The following is an 18,086-nucleotide window of genomic DNA, read 5'->3' as shown; positions in this document are numbered from 1 at the left end:
CGGCATCTTGATGAGTGGCTGGCGGAACATGCCCCATATATTGATGAGATATTTCTGCACCGACCTCATATAGCGGAGCAGATGCTGCCGCATTTGGAGCGAATGTCTCCGCGACCCGCTATCAGCTTTTTTGGCCACGATCTTCACTATCTGCGAATCGCTCGGGAAGCCGCATTGAAGGATGATGATGCTTTGCGGCGGGATTCGGAATCCTGGCGCAAGCGCGAGTTAGCGGTCTGTGAGCGAGCCGATCGAGTTTATTACTTTTCGGATGTGGAGATTGATGCGCTTTCGGAGCTCATGTCTGCAGATAAACTGCGGCGTATTCCCCTTTACACTATGGAAGTGAGTGACCTACCGGAGTACAGGCCTTCGGGGCCCACGGAGCTATTGTTTGTGGGCGGCTACAATCATCCGCCAAACGTTGATGCAGCGCTCTGGCTGGTGAACGAGATTATGCCAAGGGTGCTAGAGGCGATACCCGACGCCCGATTGCATCTCGTTGGGTCGAATCCGCCGACTGATGTGTTGTCCCTTGCCAACGACAACGTGCAGGTACATGGGTACGTCAGTGATGCGGCGCTTGAAGAGCTTTACCGTCGCGTGGGCGTGGTCGTAGTACCTTTGCGCTATGGTGCGGGTATTAAGGGGAAGATCATCGAAGCCATCGCTAATCATATTCCTTTGGTAACGACTGACATCGGTGTAGAGGGCATTCCCGATAGTGACACGGTTATGTGGATAGAGAATACGGAAGCCGCCATCGCAGAAAAGCTCATCGCATTGTTAAGCGGTCGCGAGTCAACACTGGAAAAACTCAGCCACCATGAACAGTGGTTACACCGATACTTTGATCAGGAATGTGCGGCGTCCGTTCTCCGTGCTGACATTCCTCGCCTTGGAAGCCTGAAGAGCCATCGTCAGTGATGAACGGTGCGGCTGACACTACGCCATTTCTGGGTGACTATGACGGCAGTCGAAGAAACAACTTTACGGCGCTGAGAATTGCCTTCGCTTGGCTAGTGTTGTTTGGCCACAGTTTTCCGATCACCGGTCATGGTGAGCTCAATCCGCTGCGCGACTTTTTCGAAAAATCCACCTGGATAGGTGAAATCGCGGTAAGCGGCTTTTTTGCGATTAGCGGCTTTTTGGTTGCAGCAAGTTTTGTACGCCGAGGTTTGGTGGATTACTGTATCTCGCGGGTTTTGCGTATTTATCCGGCTTTGATTGTTTGTGTCTGCCTGACGGTCCTGGTGCTCGGCTCCTGGCTTACCACTCTGGATAGGTCCGCGTACTTTTCTGATCCAAGAACGTGGAACTACTTCTGGAACACGACAGCGCTGTTTCCCATGAGTTTTCGATTGCCCGGAGTCTTTGATTCCCTGCCCCGGCAGGGTGTTAACGGATCTTTGTGGACGCTGCCTGTTGAGGTCTCCTGCTACCTGTTATTGATGGTGGTGGGTGCCACGGGTCTTCTGCGCTGGCGCACTCTCGCTAATCTCACGGCCGTGGCTCTCGTTCTATTCTCCCTAAGTTACTTTGGAGATATTCCCCTCGTTGGTCGCATCGAAAAGTGGGCGCAGCCTTGCGTTTACTTTCTCCTCGGCGTCACGTTCTATATCAATAGGACATCGGTTCCCTTGAGCCTCCCTTTGGCGATAGTGGCGGGGGCGCTGGCTTATGCGGCTCTGGGAGAGCCATGGTTTGCCTACGTGTTCCCTCCAGCCTTTGTGTATCTGATCTTCTTTGCCGCTTACCGCAGTCCCTTTATCGATTTGGATCGTTGGCTTGGCGATCCGTCCTACGGCATCTACATTTATGCCTGGCCGGTTCAGCAAGTGATAGCGAACTTTTTCCCAGAGCAGGGTCCATACTTCAATACAGGACTTGCAACGATCGTGGTGGTGTCGCTGGCCTTACTGTCCTGGCATTTTTTGGAGAAGCCTGCGCTTGGGCTCAAGCGACGTTGGCTAAAGACTTCCCCGGAGGGGTAAATGCACTATTTGATTTCTGGGCTCGCGAAGTCCGGCACGACGCGCTTGTTTAGTCAGCTTAAAGAGGCTTTAGATCAATCGCCGGAGACGCTTCAGACGTTCTTTGAGCCCGACACTGACCAGGCTCTTGAAAACATACTCAGCCAAAGTGGGTCCACGCTCACGAAGGTTCTGATTGGACGGGTGACGATGGATAACGCCATTCTCGAGTGCTTCGATAGCCATGTGCTGATCTACCGCGACCCAAGGGATCAATTCATCAGCATGTTGTTGTATCTGTTCTATGACTTTCAGGTCAGTGGCGATGGAGATGCGTACCGCACAGCTCGTCGAGCGCTGGAAGCCAAAGTGAATTCACCATCGACCGTGTCGACCATTGAGCTCTATAACACTCTTGCAGCATTGGTGGGGCGTGGCCCGATAGGCGTTTTTAAGCGACTCCATGGGATTCAGCGAGACTATGAAAAGCGTTTCCAGCCCTTCATGCTCTGCTACGAAGACCTTTTACAGGGGAAGTCCTTGCCTGAGTTGAGTGCCTACACGAGCCTCTCTCTCGAAGGAGATGCCGAGGTCCCCGAAGAATATATGCGCGTCGCTCGGTCCCGGGGCTTTGGCGAATGGCGTTCCTGGCTGAACACCGAAGATCTCGATTTTATCGACCGAGAGTGGGGCGAGAACATTCAGTACCTCGGTTACGCGCAAGAGCCGGAGGCTGAGCTCCTGGAAATCGACCCCCGAACTTCTCTGGATTACGTTGCGCAGTTTGAACCGGGTCGTGCTTCCAGAGAAGCTTAGGACTTAATCTTCTTCTAGTCGTAGCTTTCGCATCATTAATGCACGGCTATACAGTGCGATGTCTTTTGCGTGTGCTGTTTCGATCAACCGTAAAAGCGATCCGTCCACTTTGTATTCCTGGTCATCCCCGTCGGGATTTCGGTTGCGTTCTTCTTGAACCACCGGTGCATCTAAGACTCGCCTGCCGAAGTCTTCGAGCTCGGAGGCAAAGTGCTCGGTGATGCCTATAAAATCGAAGCGTCCCAGCGGGAATCCCCACAGAAAAATGCTGTATAGATTGCGAAGCTCGCGACAAACGGCAAACTGCTCGAGCGACCAGTCCTCTTCAATCATTTGCTGATGTAAGGTCCCGGACTGGCCCGGTTGGTAGCTGCGTTTCCAGTAGTAGTAATGCGAGAGCAAACGCTGCACGGGGTCTCGTAGCCAGGTAACAAACTGAAGCTGTGTATGCGGCTTTGCGAGTCGATAGTTCAGTGGCAGAAAATGCCCGTGGACACAGGATACATCCCGGTCTACGAATGCTGCGCCTTTGTTTTTCAGGCAGTTTAAGGTCGCGTCAAAGTTGCGGGACCATGCGCTTCGGTGAAGGGGGCGGTCTTCGTAGCGAAGTTTGAGTCCTTCGCCGAAGTGCGCCTCCAGCGTTGCCTGAAAGCTTGACCCAGCGGTTTTTGGCATGTGGACCGAGATCAACATAGCAAAATGCCGTAACAGGGACAGGCTTTGAGGTTGCGCATCATGCTATGAGGTCCCAGTTTTAAGTCTGCCTATATGTATCAGAAGGTTAGGCATAGGGCGACAGTATCGCTGGGCATGCCTGTTATCGTAAAATTAGAGGATATCAGTCTCGACTGCGGTTCTACAGGGTTCTACATCGAGCCTAAGCTTGCGATGCGTATACATCAGCACGAGCGTTTGCTGATGCCCACACAACATTTTGCGTCTGGATCCAATCAATGCGCCACATCATCCTGCATGGTCATATCTTCAAGAATGCCGGGACCACCTTTGACTGGAGTCTGAGCCGGAGCTTCAGAGATGGCTTTATGGATCATCGGGATAATCAGGCGATGATTCAACAGCGAGCAAAGCACTTGGCAATGGTGATCGCCAGCACCCCAGACTTGATGGCTCTGTCGAGCCATCATCTTTGTTATCCGCTGCCCCAGCCGCCTAAGGTTAAATTCCACACAGCCTACTTGTTGCGACATCCCATTGAGCGCATCCAGTCGGTTTACGCCTTTGAACGAAAGCAGGATGCCGATACGCCGGGCGCGATCGCGGCCAAGGAAAAGGACTTCGTCGCCTATGTTGCATGGCGGATGGAGGAGGAGGTTCCCCGAACCATCAGGGACTATCAGACGAGTTATATCGCTGGGTTTCACCATAGGCATGTTAAGTCCACCGAGCCAGCGGATTGGTTGCAACGGGCATTGCATCATCTAGAGTTTTTAGACTGTGTTGGTGTCGTAGATCGCTACGACGAAAGCATGGTGGTTTTTGAGCACTACCTCGCGCCTTATTTTCCAGATATCGACTTGGCCTATGTGCGTCAAAACGTGACCCAGCAAAGCACCGTTGAGGAGGCCATCGATACTCGGGTGCACAAGACTCTCGACAAGTTGGGCGACCTGGCGGCTCATGTAATCAGTCGTAACAGTTACGATCTCGCCCTCTATCGCCAAGCAAATCAAAAGCTTGATGAGGCGATATCGAGAATCGACGACTTTGAGCGTCGTCTCGTAAAGTTTCGCAAACGCTGTAAGCGTATGAACGTAGGCTCAGTGCTTGAGCGAATCGGACTACGATGAGCGACGCTAAGGCCATGAGGCCTGTTCTTCTCCACGCGCACTTGTTCAAGAACGCAGGTACCACACTGGATTGGAGCTTGGCGCGGAGTTTTTCTACAGGTTTTTGCGATCATCGTGATGATGCCAGTATGCGTGGAAATCCGCAGTATCTTGCAGAGTACCTAATGGATAATCAGCAGATCCGCGCGCTTTCCAGTCATTGGATGCCGTTTCCCTTGCCAGAGTTGGACAGCGTGCAGCTACGACCGTTGGTGATCCTGAGGCACCCTATAGAGCGCATTTTGTCGGTGTACGAATTTGAGCGTCGCCAGGCGGTGGATCATCCGGGAACACAGAAGGCCAGGGACGGGGACTTACAGAGCTATGTGCGTTGGCGCTTGGAGGAAAGCACAGGTCCTGTTATCAGGAACTACCAGACACGTATGTTGTCCGGCATTTATCCCGGCACGGGCGATAGTCATCAATTTGAGTGCGCTGCACAGCTTCTGGAAGCGCTCCCAGCGTTTGGTATCGTGGAGCGGTATCGCGAGAGTGCCGTGTTGTTTGAGCAGGCCTTGAAATCGGATTTTACGGAGATTGATTTGTCGTTTCAGCGTCAGAATGTTCGCGATGCCAGTGATCGACGGAGTCCTGAGGAACGACGTGCGTCTGTAGAGCAGGAGCTTGGCGAGCTCTTGGAGCCGGTTCGCAGCGCGAACAGCCTGGACCTCGCCTTATATGAGCTCGCCTGCGAGCGCTTTGACTCCGATTGGCAAAACCTCGCAAACGCAGAGGCTTTACTTCACGAACTGGATGCACGTTGTCAGCAATTGGGAGCACCTTAGCGTTGTTAGGGATAGGGACAGGGCTAGGGCTTCGAGGACTGCTGTCCAAGGGGGTTCCCCCACCTGAGTTCGTGATCGCGGCGCATTATTTTTCTGATGGTTGGCCCCTGGATTCCCTGCAGGTCATGCGTCGACCGTTTGTTCGCCGGGAGTTGGCGCAGCTTCGCAAAGACGGGTTCAATACGATCATCGTAGTGGTGCCCTGGCGTAGCTTTCAGTCGAGTCAGACGCCCATTGCCTACGACGGTTTCTATGAACGTCAGCTGCGGCTGGTGCTTTCCGAAGCACAGCGTGCGGGCGTCGCCGTACTCTTGCGAGTTGCTTACACCCATCAAGTCATGTTGAGGCCGCTACTTAACGGCTTTCAGTGGGCACAGGCCTTACTCACGGATCCGGCGATTGAAGATGTATGGTTGGACTATTTTGCTCAAATCTCTCGAATCAGCGGGGACTACCCTTGCTGTATGGGCGGGTTTATCTCGTGGGAAGAGTTGTGGCACGCATTCAGGGTTTGGCAGGAACAAACGGGCGAGGCAAACATTGCTGCGGCAAAGGCCTCTGGTTACCTCGACTATCTTGAAGCGCAGGGTATTGCGCACGAGGGCCGCATACCGGCAAAGCAAAGCCCGGCACATGGGGATTACCTGGCTTTTGCAAATGCCCGAATGGCCGAAATGTTTGAGCTGGCCCGGTCACGGTGGCCGGCGCTTGGCGTCGAGTATCGCGTCGATAAAGACCCTGTGCCTTCTGAGGACGGCGTTCACTGGCGAGACAACGAGGCTTTTTTGGATTGGGAGCCCAATCGGTTCTCATACTGGGCTCCTTTTATGGGGGCCGAAAATGTTGGAGAGCAGCTCTCTGCCGAACAGGCCGCGGTTCTGCTGCGCTACATGCTGGAGACAACGAGTCACGATGGACTGCATCCCGGGCAGGTTGTCGAGCAGTTCAACTTTGTTGATAACACGCAGAAGTATCTCGGCACGCATGCAAAGATCGCTGATGATGAGATCGATGAATTTTTGCAGCTTGCCTTGCCGCTATTACGCAGATACTCCAGAGGCTATGGACTTTGGGCAAGCCGTGACTACCGCATGAGCATTCTCTTCAACGGGGCGCTGCTCGATAATGGTCGGGGCTGGACAGTAACGAAACCTTCTCACGTTCGAAGGGCAGGGGGTGTGCGACTTGTGCAGGGTGGACGGCTGGCACAACGGATTGAGCCTCGATTGGCTTGGGTCCAGCGGAATCACAGCACAACGGAGCTGACCCTGGAGTTAAACTTTCTGCGCTGGCGGGGTTTCGGCGCATCGAAGCTGCGCGTGCGGGTGAACAAAGGCGCCTGGGCGATCTGCGAGGCAAGTTCGAAAGGCACTCTCAGCGCGCAGGTGGCAGTCGATCTAAAGGATGTTTTTGATGACGGTATTGATTTCGAGATCGAGAATCACGGTCGCACCCTGACGATCACCCGGATTTTTTTGTATCACGAAACCTATGTCAATGGCATTCGGGACAGTGTCGCAAATGAAGGTCCATTACTTCAAATGATTCAGAAATTTAACGCGCAACTTGCAAATTATGTGGAGCCCGTTGAAGAGGAGAATGGTGAAGAGGAGAGCGCGGAGGAGCGCCCTGACGAGTTTATCGTGGCAGAAGATAAGGATGTGGAGGATGCCGAAGTTGAGCGCGCGGCCGGGAACACAGGCGAGGATGGCAACGACGAAGGCGACAAGGCGTGTGATCCGAAGCGTTAAAAGTACTCTGCCGCGTAAGGCGTTTTCTCCACCAGCTCGGCAGACTTTTCCAAAATAGCGAGCACCCGCTGCCGGTCCCGTGTCGGGATCTTTGCGATTTTGCGAGGATTCATGTCCAGGAGTGGGCGTTTTTGTACGCCGTCAACGGCGTGTGCCTCGATCGCGCTTTCATGCTCTATGTCCTGCAAGGCAGGGAACCACTCACCGAGAGCTTTAAACGTGTGCCCGGGGTCGGTCACCATGTCTTCGTAATACACAACGTGACTGGCAGGGCGCTTCTGACTCGCCTCGAGATGAAGAGATAGCCAGAATAGCCAACGCTGGGCGGCAAGTTCCCAGTCCATGCCGTTTCGACGATGCAGGGCCTCACAGATCGCGAGAGGATCTCGCATCAGAAACACAAACTTCGCCGGTTGAAAGTGCTGCTCAAGGACATCGACACGGCACAGGTGTGGAGGGCTTTTCTCGAGCAGAATAGCTTTGCTGTCGCTCCAGTGCTGATGCCAGACGCGGGCAATCAAGTCCCAATCGAAGGTCGTATTCGGGTCCCAGGGGTTCTCGCGCATCATGGCGCGGAGTTCCGGGAGTTTTTGCCCCTCGTCAGGTAGGGCCGATACCTGAGATGATGTCTTTATCAGCTGCCACAGCACAGTCGATCCGCTGTAGGGAGGCGAGAGTATGAAAAGATAGCTGGGTTGCATCACAGCGTCCAAAGAATGCGCATAGCCAGATTAACACTGATGAGAATAAATCGGATGCCAAGTACTTAATGAACGACGCTACAAACAGTTATTCCTGGCGCGAAGCCCTACTCATATACACCCGCAAAAAAGTGCTGGTGCTGAGTCTGTTGGGATTTTCCGCGGGCCTGCCGTTCTTGCTGGTGTTTTCAACGCTAACAGCCTGGCTTCGGGATGAGGGCGTAGAGAGAACCGCTATCGGCTTCTTTGCGTGGGTGGGTTTAACCTACTCCATTAAGGTCTTTTGGGCGCCCGTGGTCGATCGTCTGCAGCTGCCACTGCTGCATGGTCTGCTCGGTCAGCGACGAAGCTGGATTTTTCTGGGGCAGCTGGGCATCGCCTCGGGGCTAGCGCTTATGAGTCTGATGAATCCTCAGCAAAGCCTGGTAAACATCGCCTTGGCTGCCTTGCTGGTCGCGTTTTCATCTTCCACGCAAGATGTTGCTCTGGATGCGTTTCGGATTGAGTCCGCGCCGGACGAAGAGCAGGGCGCGCTGTCGGCCTCCTACATATTTGGATATCGACTCGCACTACTGGTGTCTGGCGCCGGTGCGCTTTATCTGGCGGACATTCATAGCTGGTCTCTTGCCTATCTGGGGATGGCTGCACTGGTGGGCGTCTGTATGCTCGCTACTCTTTGGGCCGATGAGCCACTGCATCGCACTGCCGAGGAGCAGCGGCGGATGGATGCGCAGATGGTGGATGAGGTCATGGGGCGTCCCATGCACTTGCATGAACGCTCGGTCTGGCAGCGACAGCTACTGGGCGCCGTTATCTGTCCGTTTTTGGAATTTGTCCGACGTTTTGGCTCCTTTGCATTTGTCTTACTACTGTTTATTGCGGTATTTCGTTTGAGTGATATTGCCATGGGCGTTATGGCAAATCCCTTTTATCTCGATCTTGGCTACAGCAAGTCCGAGATTGCGAGTGTGGCCAAATTGTTTGGCTTTTTTATGACTATTGCCGGCTCGGCTTTGTGCGGTGTGCTCGTATTACGCTTTGGTCTACTGAGACCACTCATGTTGGGTGCTGTGATGGTGGCGAGCACAAACCTGCTCTTCGCGGTGCTTGCGGGCCTGCAGACCGATGGGCCACCGGCGCTCGTGTGGTTGGCGTTAGTGATTAGCGCGGACAACCTTAGTGGCGGCATTGCCAGCACAGCGTTTGTCGCCTATTTATCGAGTCTGACCCACCGGAGCTACACTGCCACGCAGTACGCACTATTTAGTTCGCTGATGACTTTACCAGGGAAGTTTTTGTCCGGGTTTTCCGGTTGGGTGGTGGATACTTCGGGCTATCCGCAGTTTTTTGTGATCGCAGCGGCGTTGGGTATTCCAGCTATCTTATTGGTGGCGGTCTTGATGCATGTGGAGCGTCAAAAGGCTTAACTCTTGGCGCCCTGCGGACCCATGGCTTCGCGCGGCCGGGCGGCTACCCAAGTCACCATCGATAGCGTCTCAAGACAGCGGCGCCGCCTGCTCCCAACAGCACTCCTTCGTCTGCCAGCTTTGCGCGCTGTCGATCGGCACCTTGAGTACCCGGGGGTAAGGAGCTTTTGCCACTGGCGTTCACCACTCGGTACCAGGGGACTGTGCTACCCGGAGGCAATTTTCTTAGTGCCGCACCCACGCGTCTTGCGGCGCCTGGCAGTCCTGCACGCTCAGCAATATCGCCATAGGTAGACAGCTTGCCGGCGGGGATCGCGCACACGGTCAGCCAGATTCGTTGATCCAAGTCGCCGTCCATGGGGTTATTGTCTGCCATTAGCTGATTGTACGGGAAGAGAGCAGGGCGCTTGCAAACCCTCGGGGAGTCCCCATACTTTAACCATGAGATGGTTTTTTATTTTGCTCCCTTGGATGGAGCTATTCACGTTGATCCAGCTAGGTGGCAACATTGGTGCCCTTCAGACAATGTTCTATGTGCTGGCGACCTTTTTGCTCGGGCTGACTATTCTGCGAGCCCAGGGTATGGAGATCGTCAATAAGCTTCGGGCGGCTCAAGGCGGTGTGGCGGTAATGCCTCAGCAACTCCTCGTCGATGAGCTTGCCATGGGTCTTGCGGGACTGCTGTTGATTATTCCCGGACTGGTGACAGACACCTTGGCCTTGATTGTGTTTTTGGGGCCTCTCCGGCGCAGGCTCTTCAGGGCATTTGGGGGTAAGGTACCCCCGTCGAGTTACGACTCTCGCACCCAATCAGGCCCACAATCACGCCCACAATCACGCCCCGGCGACCCCATTGAGGGAGAGTTTCGCCGTCTTGATGATGAGTAAACCTAAGTGATTGAATTAATTGAGTTAATTGATATTCGCTTGGCTCGCGAAACGCGACTCCCTGTCTCGGCACGAAAATAATTAGCACTCTCGGCAAAAGACTGCCAAAAAACCCTTGAAATCCCGCCGACACCCCCCATAAACCAGTCAGTCCCCCGCTTCGGGGTCCCGTAAAGTCGATTGATTGGAGATTTGAAGCAATGAAGATCCGTCCGCTGTATGACCGTGTGGTCATTCGTCGTAACGAAGAAGAACAAACCACGGCCGGTGGCATCCTTTTGCCCGGTTCCGCCAAAGAAAAGCCAAATCAGGGAGAGGTTGTCGCTGTTGGTGATGGCAAAGCACTGGATAGCGGTGAGGTTCGACCTCTCGCTGTGAAGGTTGGCGATACCGTCGTTTTTGGTCAGTACGCCGGTAGCAACACTATCGAAGTTGATGGCGAAGAGCTGATCATCATGGGTGAGAGTGAAATCTACGCGGTCGTTGAGTAAGCGCTCCTCTGACTAGCTAACCCAAGACATTCAATTTTTAGAAAGACTTAAAGGAACAAATCATGGCAGCTAAAGACGTATTTTTTGCTGACGAAGCACGCCAACGTATGTTGGCAGGTGTAAACATCCTGGCAGACGCTGTTAAAGCGACGCTTGGACCCAAGGGCCGTAACGTTATCCTGGAGAAGTCCTTCGGTGCGCCGACCGTGACTAAAGACGGTGTTTCTGTTGCGAAAGAAATCGAACTGAAAGATCGCTTCGAAAACATGGGCGCACAGATGGTAAAGGAAGTTGCTTCCCAGGCCTCAGACGTTGCTGGCGACGGCACAACGACTGCAACCGTACTCGCTCAGTCTATTGTTAACGAAGGCCTGAAGGCGGTTGCAGCGGGCATGAACCCGATGGACCTTAAGCGCGGTATCGATAAGGCCGTTGCTGCGGCAGTAGAGCAGGTTCAGGCTGCGTCAATTCCTTGTGAAGACAACAAGGCGATCGCGCAGGTTGGCACTATCTCTGCAAACTCTGACCACGCAGTAGGTGAAATCATCGCTGATGCAATGGATAAGGTCGGGAAAGAGGGTGTTATCACCGTCGAAGAAGGTTCAGGCCTTGAGAACGAGCTGGATGTTGTTGAAGGCATGCAGTTTGATCGCGGTTACCTTTCGCCCTACTTCATCACTAATCAGGACAGCATGAGCGTCGATACCGACAGCCCATTCATCCTGCTTGTTGACAAGAAGATCTCTAACATCCGTGAATTGCTTCCTCTGCTGGAGCAGGTAGCCAAGGCTTCAAAGCCATTGGTTATCGTGGCTGAGGATGTAGAAGGCGAAGCGCTGGCCACTTTGGTTGTGAACAACATGCGAGGCATCGTTAAAGTCGCAGCTTGTAAAGCTCCGGGCTTTGGTGATCGTCGTAAGGCTATGCTGCAGGACATCGCTATTCTTACCGGTGCGACTGTGATCTCTGAAGAAGTTGGCCTGGACCTGGAAGCTGCAACTCTTGAGCACCTGGGTAATGCCAAGCGATTCACCATGGACAAGGACAACAGCACGATCATCGACGGTGCCGGCGAAGCTGCTGCTATCGAAGCGCGTGTGAAGGAAATCCGTGTTCAGATCGAAAACACTTCTTCAGATTACGATCGTGAGAAGCTGCAAGAGCGCGTAGCCAAGTTGGCTGGTGGTGTTGCGGTGATCAAGGTTGGCGCTGCCACCGAGATCGAGATGAAAGAGAAGAAAGCTCGCGTTGAAGACGCTCTGCATGCTACTCGTGCAGCCGTTGAAGAGGGTGTGGTTGCTGGTGGTGGCGTGGCTCTTGTCCGCGCAATTGCAGCAATTTCAGGCCTCAAAGGCGACAACGAAGATCAGAACATTGGTATCGCCGCAGCGCTGCGCGCTATGGAAGCTCCCATGCGTCAGATCGTCGGCAACGCCGGTGACGAAGCCTCTGTTGTTCTGGACAAGATTCGTCAGGGTGAAGGTAACTTCGGCTACAACGCGGCAAGCGGCGAGTACGGCGACATGATCGAGATGGGTATTCTTGATCCTGCGAAGGTAACTCGCGCTGCTCTGCAGGCGGCGGGTTCCGTAGCTGGTCTGATGATCACCACAGAAGTGATGATTGCCGACGCACCTGTCGACAGCGCTCCTGCTGGCGGCGGCATGCCTGATATGGGTGGTATGGGCGGTATGGGCGGCATGATGTAAGCCAGCTTCCCAAGCGCTTAATCAAAGCCCGGTCTGTTCGCAGCCCGGGCTTTTTTGTGCGTCAGTAATTCGCGAGCAATCACGGCATTGCCGCTCTCGCTGATGTCGCTTCTGCGCTTCGATCGACAACACCGTGCTTGCTCGTTCCATCCGAGCGCACTGCGTCAGCCGGTGCGAGGGTAGTGCTTACGCAGCAATCAGGAGCGCTTGCGCGACGCGGAGTAAGCGCTGCGCTCGTGCAGGCGGGTTACTTGAGGACCAATTCGCGAGCAATCCCGGCATTGCCATTCTCGCTGCGGTCGCTTTTACGCTTCGAATGACAACACCGCGCTTGCTCGCTGCGCACAAAAAAGCCGCCTTAGCTTTCGCCAGGGCGGCTCGGTCAAAGCGAGGGTTTTTACGCCATATTGCTCGCAGCAAACTCCCAGTTAACCAGGCTCCAGAAAGCCTCAAGATACTTAGGTCGCGCATTTCGGTAGTCGATGTAGTAGGCGTGCTCCCAGACGTCCACGGTGAGCAGCGGGGTTACATCATCGGTCAGGGGGCAGCCCGCATTGCTGGTATTGCTGATAGCGACAGTGCCATCAGTGCTTTGCACAAGCCAGGTCCAGCCGGAGCCAAAGTTGCCCGCGGCTGCGGCTGAGAACTGTTCTTTGAACTCAGCGAAAGAGCCGAAAGCGCTGTTGATTGCATCTGCTAGAGGGCCGCTGGGCTCGCCGCCGCCATTAGGTGAGAGGCACTCCCAGTAAAAGCTGTGGTTCCAGATCTGCGCTGCATTGTTAAACATGCCGCCCTCAGACTGGCGGATTACTTCTTCCAGGCTTGCAGACTCCAGTTCGGTTCCGGCAATCATGCCATTGAGTTTGTTGACATAGGATTGATGGTGCTTTCCATGGTGGTATTCGAGGGTCTCCGCCGAGATATGCGGTTCAAGAGCGTTCTGCTCGTAGGGCAGGGCAGGTAGTTCAAAAGCCATAGTGTCTTCTCCAAGCTCCATTTGAGTGTGTCATATCAGGGGCGCGCAACGTCCTCCCAAAAGCTTCTTTTGAGAACTCCCCTGAGTTTTGTCTTACGCGTGTTGCTTATACGGAATTATCTGCAAGGTCGATGTGTACGCGTGCTGGCCGGTGTATTATAGATGAGCAAAAACACAACAGGAGCACAGTCACATGATCGTAGAATTCATTTTTCGTTGGTTTCACGTCCTAGCCGGAGTCGTCTGGATAGGTATGCTTTATTACTTCAACTTTGTGCAGACAGAGTACTTTAAGGAGGCAGAAGCCCCCGCAAAAGCTGATGCCATGAAAAAGCTGGCTCCCCGGGCGCTTAAGTGGTTCCGCTACGGTGCGCTCGTTACTTTTATCACCGGCTTGGTATTGCTCCATTACGTCGGTTCCTTTAGCAACCCGGCGGCCAGCGCGTTGATTAACATGGGTGCTTTGGCTGGCACCTTTATGTTCCTGAATGTCTGGTTGATCATCTGGCCTAAGCAGCAAATTGTTTTGGGTATGAAGGAAGGGGACGGTCCGTCCGCTGCGGCCAAGGCCGGCCTGGCGTCGCGCACCAATACACTTTTTTCTGGTCCTATGCTGCTGGGCATGCTCGGGTCGAAGCACCTGATTATCCCTGACATCAGTGATACGGGCCTGATTGCCGCCTGCGGATTGATTGTTGTGTTGGAGCTCAACGCACTCTTTGGTCGCATGGGGCCCATGGCAAGCGTGGTGGGCGTAGTGCATATGAGTATTCTTCTCACGGGCGTGATCTGGGCTTTGTTGGCGTTTCTCTAAGGCTGAACGCCCGCTACGAGCCTGATGTTTCACGGTGGCTCAGCTAGCACTCACTTAACACCCACGGGCGCGATATAATCGCGCCCGTTTTACTTAGAAATCAGAGCGCATGTCTAAAGACGACGATATTTCACCTATACCCTCAATAAGTGCCAGCCGAGAAGGTGGTTCTCCCTCCGCTGCGGTACCCCGACCCCGTGGGGGTTCGCGGTCAGCGCCAAAGTCTGATGGTGGCGGTGGCAAACCTGGATTACTTTCAGGTATCGGCCTGGTTGTGGCGCTGCTCATCGCCATTGCTGCCTGCGCCTGGTCCTGGCAGCTTCAGGAAAAGCTTACGCAGTCCGGACACGCGCTAGAGCGTTATGAAAAACGGATAGGAGATCTCGAAGATCGGCTTTCCGACACAGACGAGGGCATGAGCCAGAACGCAGCGGTGCAGGCAGCAAAAATACGTGAGCTCGACAGTGAGGTTCGCAAGCTGTGGGACAACGTGTGGAAGAGTACCAAGGAGCGCCTGGGTAAATTAGAAGCCAGCGCGAAGCGTGCCGATGGAGCGAGTGCTGCGAATGCGCAGACAGTGAAGGCCACGCAGGCGGATTTGGGTAAAGCGCTGCAGGACATTACTCGTTTGCAGAAGGTGTCTGGGGACCTCAAAAGGAGCGCAGCTAATGCGCGTTCTAGCCAGGCAGAGGTGGAGCGGGTGGCAGACGCTTTAAACGCAATAGATCTGGAGCTGGCCAAGCTGAGTAAGCGGGTGGGGGGCAATGAAGAATGGATCAAATCCATCAATGCCTTCCGGCAATCTACCAATGCAAGCATTAGCCAGTTGCAGTCTCAGTTACGTGCAATGCAGACACCGGGTGCGGGTGGTTAACACCCGGCTAATACGGATAGGACAGTGATATGACGGTAATCCGACAAGACGACTTCATCGACAGTGTTGCTGATGCTTTGCAATTTATCTCTTACTACCATCCGGTAGATTTTGTGCAGGCGGTCCATAAGGCCTGGGAGATGGAACAAAACCCCGCAGCAAAAGATGCCATGGCGCAGATTCTGATTAATTCGAGAATGTGTGCGCAGGGTCATCGTCCTATTTGTCAGGATACGGGCATTGTGACCGTGTTTTTGCAGGTGGGAATGGATGTGCGTTGGGATGCGAAGCTCTCGGTTACCGATATGATCAACGAAGGCGTCCGTCGAGCGTATACCCATCCCGATAATGTGCTTCGCGCATCCATTCTTAGTGACCCCGCGGGCGCACGCAAGAATACCGGCGACAACACGCCGGCGGTCGTTCACATGGAGTTAGTGCCCGGGGATACCGTAGATGTGCGCGTAGCTGCCAAGGGCGGTGGATCTGAGAATAAAGCCAAGCTGGCGATGCTAAATCCCTCGGACTCGGTCGTTGATTGGGTCGTTAACACTGTACCCACGATGGGCGCCGGCTGGTGTCCTCCAGGAATGTTGGGCATTGGGATTGGCGGAACAGCTGAAAAAGCTGCGGTGCTTGCCAAAGAGTCTCTGATGGATCCCATTGATATCTATGATCTTCGCGAGCGGGGTCCGTCCAGTCGCGTTGAGGAGTTACGCCTGGAGATCATGGATGCTGTGAACCGGTTGGGTATTGGCGCCCAGGGACTCGGTGGATTAACGACTGTTGTAGACGTGAAGATCAAAGACTTTCCGACCCATGCTGCATCATTACCGGTAGCTATGATCCCCAATTGCGCCGCCACTCGGCACACTCACTTTACGCTTGACGGCAATGGCCCGGCCCTGCAAACGCCACCAGATCTTAATGATTGGCCTGAGATCAGTTGGGAAGCCGGCGACGATGTTAGACGCGTGAATCTCGATACGGTGACCCGCGAAGAGGTAGCCACCTGGCAGCCCGGTGATACCTTACTGCTGTCCGGGAAGATGCTGACGGGGCGTGACGCGGCCCACAAGAAAATGCAGGAGCTCATCCTCAGTGGTGAAGGACTCCCTGATGGGGTGGACCTTAAAAACCGCTTTATTTACTACGTGGGTCCTGTGGACCCCGTTCGTGATGAGGTAGTGGGACCTGCCGGACCCACCACGTCCACACGCATGGATAAGTTCACCGACTTTATCTTGGAAGAGACCGGGTTGCTTGGCATGATCGGTAAAGCGGAGCGCGGACCCACGGGTATTGAGGCGATACGTAAGCATGAAGCGGTCTACCTTATGGCTGTCGGCGGTGCCGCATATCTGGTGTCGCGAGCGATAACCTCCTCGCGCGTGGTGGCTTTCCCCGAGCTGGGAATGGAAGCGATCTATGAGTTCGAGGTAAAGGACATGCCCGTAAGCGTCGCTGTCGATACACGGGGGACGTCTGTGCACTTATCGGGGCCTGCGCACTGGCGAGGCGTCATCGAAGAGCAGGCTCTTGAGCTCATCTGAAACGTTTTACTGGCACGACTACGAAACCTTTGGCGTAGACCCCGGATACGATCGACCGGCGCAGTTTGCCGGTCTCCGTACAGACTTGGCGCTCAATCCCATCGGTGAGCCTCTGGTGGTGTATGCCAAGCCACCGCGCGATTACGTCCCCCATCCGGATGCCTGCTTGATTACCGGCATCACGCCTCAAACTGCTGACGCTCATGGCATGGTCGAGGCGGAGTTTATTCAGACTATCGTCGCTGAGTTTATGCAGCCCGGCAGCTGTGCTGTTGGCTACAATTCCCTGCGCTTTGATGACACGGTTACCCGTTCCACCTTGTATAGAAATCTGCGAGACCCCTACGCGCGCGAGTACGGCGATGGCCGCTCACGATGGGATCTCATTGACATCGTACGTACGGCTTATGCACTTCGTCCTGACGGTTTGAACTGGCCCAGCCGGGAGGATGGACTGCCGAGTTTTCGACTCGAGGATCTTTGCAAAGCCAATGGACTCGAGCAGGGGCAGGCGCACGACGCCCTGGTCGATGTAAAGGCGACGATCGCCCTGGCTAAAGCGCTAAAGGAAAAACAGCCCCGTCTGTTTGACTGGCTGTTTAAGCAGCGTTTTAAACAGGCAGTGCAGCCAATGTTGGAACCCATGTCGCAGCCCCTGTTGCATGTTTCAGGCATGTTCGGCGCCCAGCGGGCCAATCTGGGTATGATTCTTCCTCTGGCGGCGCACCATCAAATACGCAACGAGGTTTTTTGCGCGGACCTGAGTGTAGACGCCGATGTGCTTATCGATCTGCCGGTGTCAGAACTGCATCGTCTGCTTTACACCGCAGGCGCCGACCTGGCGGAGGGCGAGCAAAGGCCCGGCCTAAAGTCGGTACACATCAATCGCTGCCCGGTGCTGCTGCCGGCGAAAATGGCGGACACTGCGGTGGCAGAAAGAGCGAATCTTGATTTAGACGCTTGCCGGAGTAACTTCAAAAAACTCCGTGACTACGATGCACGGATGCCTGGCGCGCTTCGCGACAAGCTACGCGGTCTGAGCGAGTTGTCTATTCGAAAGCCTGAGACCGACCCGGATCGAATGCTCTATAGCGGAGGCTTTATCCCCCGGGAGGATCGCAAGACGCTCGACAGGATTCTCGAACTAAGCCCCGAAGATCTGGCAGCTGCAACGGTTGCATTTGATGATTCACGTCTTGAAGAAATGCTGTTTCGTTATCGTGCCAGGAATTTCCCCGAGACGCTCAATGACGACGAACGCGCTCGCTGGAAAGAATTTCGCTTCTCCAGGATCAACGAGGGAGATGGTCGTGCTTTGAATCTCGAGGCACTAAACGAACTGATTGACGTGCGATTGGCTGCCCCCGAACTGACCGAGCGCGACAGAAAAATCCTTGAAGAATTGCAGCACTGGGGCGATACCTTACTGGCTTGAGGTATGCCTGCACCGTTCCACCCGTATAATGCCGTCTTGAACGATC

18 protein-coding genes are annotated in these 18,086 nt (G+C 54.4%); 14 read left to right on the top strand and 4 right to left on the bottom strand.

What is annotated here, in order from left to right; translation table 11 throughout:
* The 3 genes from ACTG39_RS09205 to ACTG39_RS09195 form a co-directional block, all read left to right on the top strand.
* Positions 1–927: glycosyltransferase (locus tag ACTG39_RS09205; protein ID WP_439107245.1), on the top strand; the 927-nt coding region annotated here is incomplete at its 5' end.
* Positions 927–1,994: an acyltransferase family protein gene (locus ACTG39_RS09200; RefSeq protein WP_439107244.1), complete on the top strand. Its 1,068-nt coding sequence runs from the start codon at positions 927–929 to the stop codon at positions 1,992–1,994. The genes ACTG39_RS09205 and ACTG39_RS09200, both read left to right, overlap by 1 nt.
* Entirely contained in the window at positions 1,995–2,789 is a 795-nt protein-coding gene (locus tag ACTG39_RS09195) for a hypothetical protein (protein WP_439107243.1), read from the top strand.
* Between the two features lie 3 nt (positions 2,790–2,792).
* Here the strand turns inward: ACTG39_RS09195 and ACTG39_RS09190 are convergent, their stop codons facing one another.
* On the bottom strand, positions 2,793–3,482 hold the full coding sequence (locus ACTG39_RS09190; protein WP_439107242.1) for a hypothetical protein: 690 nt from the start codon (positions 3,480–3,482) through the stop codon (positions 2,793–2,795).
* A 260-nt stretch (positions 3,483–3,742) separates the two neighbouring features.
* Here ACTG39_RS09190 and ACTG39_RS09185 point away from each other — a divergent pair, with 260 nt between their 5' ends.
* The 3 genes from ACTG39_RS09185 to ACTG39_RS09175 all read left to right on the top strand — a co-directional run bounded on the left by ACTG39_RS09185 (position 3,743) and on the right by ACTG39_RS09175 (position 7,172).
* A complete protein-coding gene (locus ACTG39_RS09185; RefSeq protein ID WP_439107241.1) occupies positions 3,743–4,597 on the top strand; it encodes a hypothetical protein in 855 nt (284 codons plus the stop codon).
* Positions 4,594–5,421 carry a hypothetical protein gene (locus ACTG39_RS09180; RefSeq protein ID WP_439107240.1) on the top strand — a complete coding sequence of 276 codons (828 nt, stop codon included), beginning with the start codon at positions 4,594–4,596 and terminating at the stop codon, positions 5,419–5,421. Before ACTG39_RS09185 ends, ACTG39_RS09180 begins: the two co-directional genes overlap by 4 nt.
* 125 nt (positions 5,422–5,546) lie before the next feature.
* A complete protein-coding gene (locus ACTG39_RS09175; protein WP_439107239.1) occupies positions 5,547–7,172 on the top strand; it encodes a hypothetical protein in 1,626 nt (541 codons plus the stop codon).
* Here the strand turns inward: ACTG39_RS09175 and ACTG39_RS09170 are convergent.
* The gene (locus ACTG39_RS09170; RefSeq protein ID WP_439107238.1) at positions 7,169–7,873 is read right to left on the bottom strand and encodes a sulfotransferase family protein; all 705 of its coding nucleotides are present in this window, start codon (positions 7,871–7,873) and stop codon (positions 7,169–7,171) included. The genes ACTG39_RS09175 and ACTG39_RS09170 overlap by 4 nt on opposite strands.
* 68 nt (positions 7,874–7,941) lie before the next feature.
* On the opposite strand from ACTG39_RS09170, the gene ACTG39_RS09165 reads away from it, so the two are divergent.
* Positions 7,942–9,300 carry an AmpG family muropeptide MFS transporter gene (locus ACTG39_RS09165; RefSeq protein ID WP_439107237.1) on the top strand — a complete coding sequence of 453 codons (1,359 nt, stop codon included), beginning with the start codon at positions 7,942–7,944 and terminating at the stop codon, positions 9,298–9,300.
* Between the two features lie 52 nt (positions 9,301–9,352).
* On the opposite strand, the gene ACTG39_RS09160 is transcribed toward ACTG39_RS09165, so the two are convergent.
* Complete coding sequence (locus ACTG39_RS09160; protein ID WP_439107236.1) at positions 9,353–9,676, bottom strand: MGMT family protein; 324 nt, start codon at positions 9,674–9,676, stop codon at positions 9,353–9,355.
* A 65-nt stretch (positions 9,677–9,741) separates the two neighbouring features.
* On the opposite strand from ACTG39_RS09160, the gene ACTG39_RS09155 reads away from it, so the two are divergent.
* The 3 genes from ACTG39_RS09155 (at position 9,742) to groL (ending at position 12,388) form a co-directional block, all read left to right on the top strand.
* Positions 9,742–10,188, top strand: coding sequence for an FxsA family protein (locus ACTG39_RS09155; protein WP_439107235.1), 447 nt, complete (start codon positions 9,742–9,744; stop codon positions 10,186–10,188).
* 200 nt (positions 10,189–10,388) lie between these two features.
* Entirely contained in the window at positions 10,389–10,679 is a 291-nt protein-coding gene (locus ACTG39_RS09150) for a co-chaperone GroES (RefSeq protein WP_439107234.1), read from the top strand.
* 62 nt (positions 10,680–10,741) lie between these two features.
* Positions 10,742–12,388 (top strand): chaperonin GroEL, encoded by a 1,647-nt coding sequence (gene groL, locus ACTG39_RS09145; RefSeq protein ID WP_439107233.1) that lies wholly within the window; start codon positions 10,742–10,744, stop codon positions 12,386–12,388.
* Positions 12,389–12,785: 397 nt separating this feature from the next.
* Here the strand turns inward: groL and sodB are convergent, their stop codons facing one another.
* Complete coding sequence (gene sodB, locus ACTG39_RS09140; RefSeq protein WP_439107232.1) at positions 12,786–13,364, bottom strand: superoxide dismutase [Fe]; 579 nt, start codon at positions 13,362–13,364, stop codon at positions 12,786–12,788.
* Between the two features lie 193 nt (positions 13,365–13,557).
* Here sodB and ACTG39_RS09135 point away from each other — a divergent pair, with 193 nt between their 5' ends.
* The 4 genes from ACTG39_RS09135 (at position 13,558) to sbcB (ending at position 18,040) form a co-directional block, all read left to right on the top strand.
* Entirely contained in the window at positions 13,558–14,178 is a 621-nt protein-coding gene (locus tag ACTG39_RS09135; protein ID WP_439107231.1) for a urate hydroxylase PuuD, read from the top strand.
* Between the two features lie 109 nt (positions 14,179–14,287).
* Complete coding sequence (locus ACTG39_RS09130; RefSeq protein WP_439107230.1) at positions 14,288–15,052, top strand: hypothetical protein; 765 nt, start codon at positions 14,288–14,290, stop codon at positions 15,050–15,052.
* Between the two features lie 29 nt (positions 15,053–15,081).
* A complete protein-coding gene (locus ACTG39_RS09125; RefSeq protein ID WP_439107229.1) occupies positions 15,082–16,605 on the top strand; it encodes a fumarate hydratase in 1,524 nt (507 codons plus the stop codon).
* A complete protein-coding gene (sbcB, locus tag ACTG39_RS09120; protein ID WP_439107228.1) occupies positions 16,592–18,040 on the top strand; it encodes an exodeoxyribonuclease I in 1,449 nt (482 codons plus the stop codon). Before ACTG39_RS09125 ends, sbcB begins: the two co-directional genes overlap by 14 nt.
* Positions 18,041–18,086 lie beyond the last annotated feature (46 nt).

Origin of the sequence: Congregibacter sp. (assembly GCF_965662665.1) — a bacterium.
Lineage (GTDB): Bacteria > Pseudomonadota > Gammaproteobacteria > Pseudomonadales > Halieaceae > Congregibacter.
The sequence above is the reverse complement of the archived record's forward strand: the minus strand, read 5'-3'. Positions and strand labels throughout refer to the sequence as shown.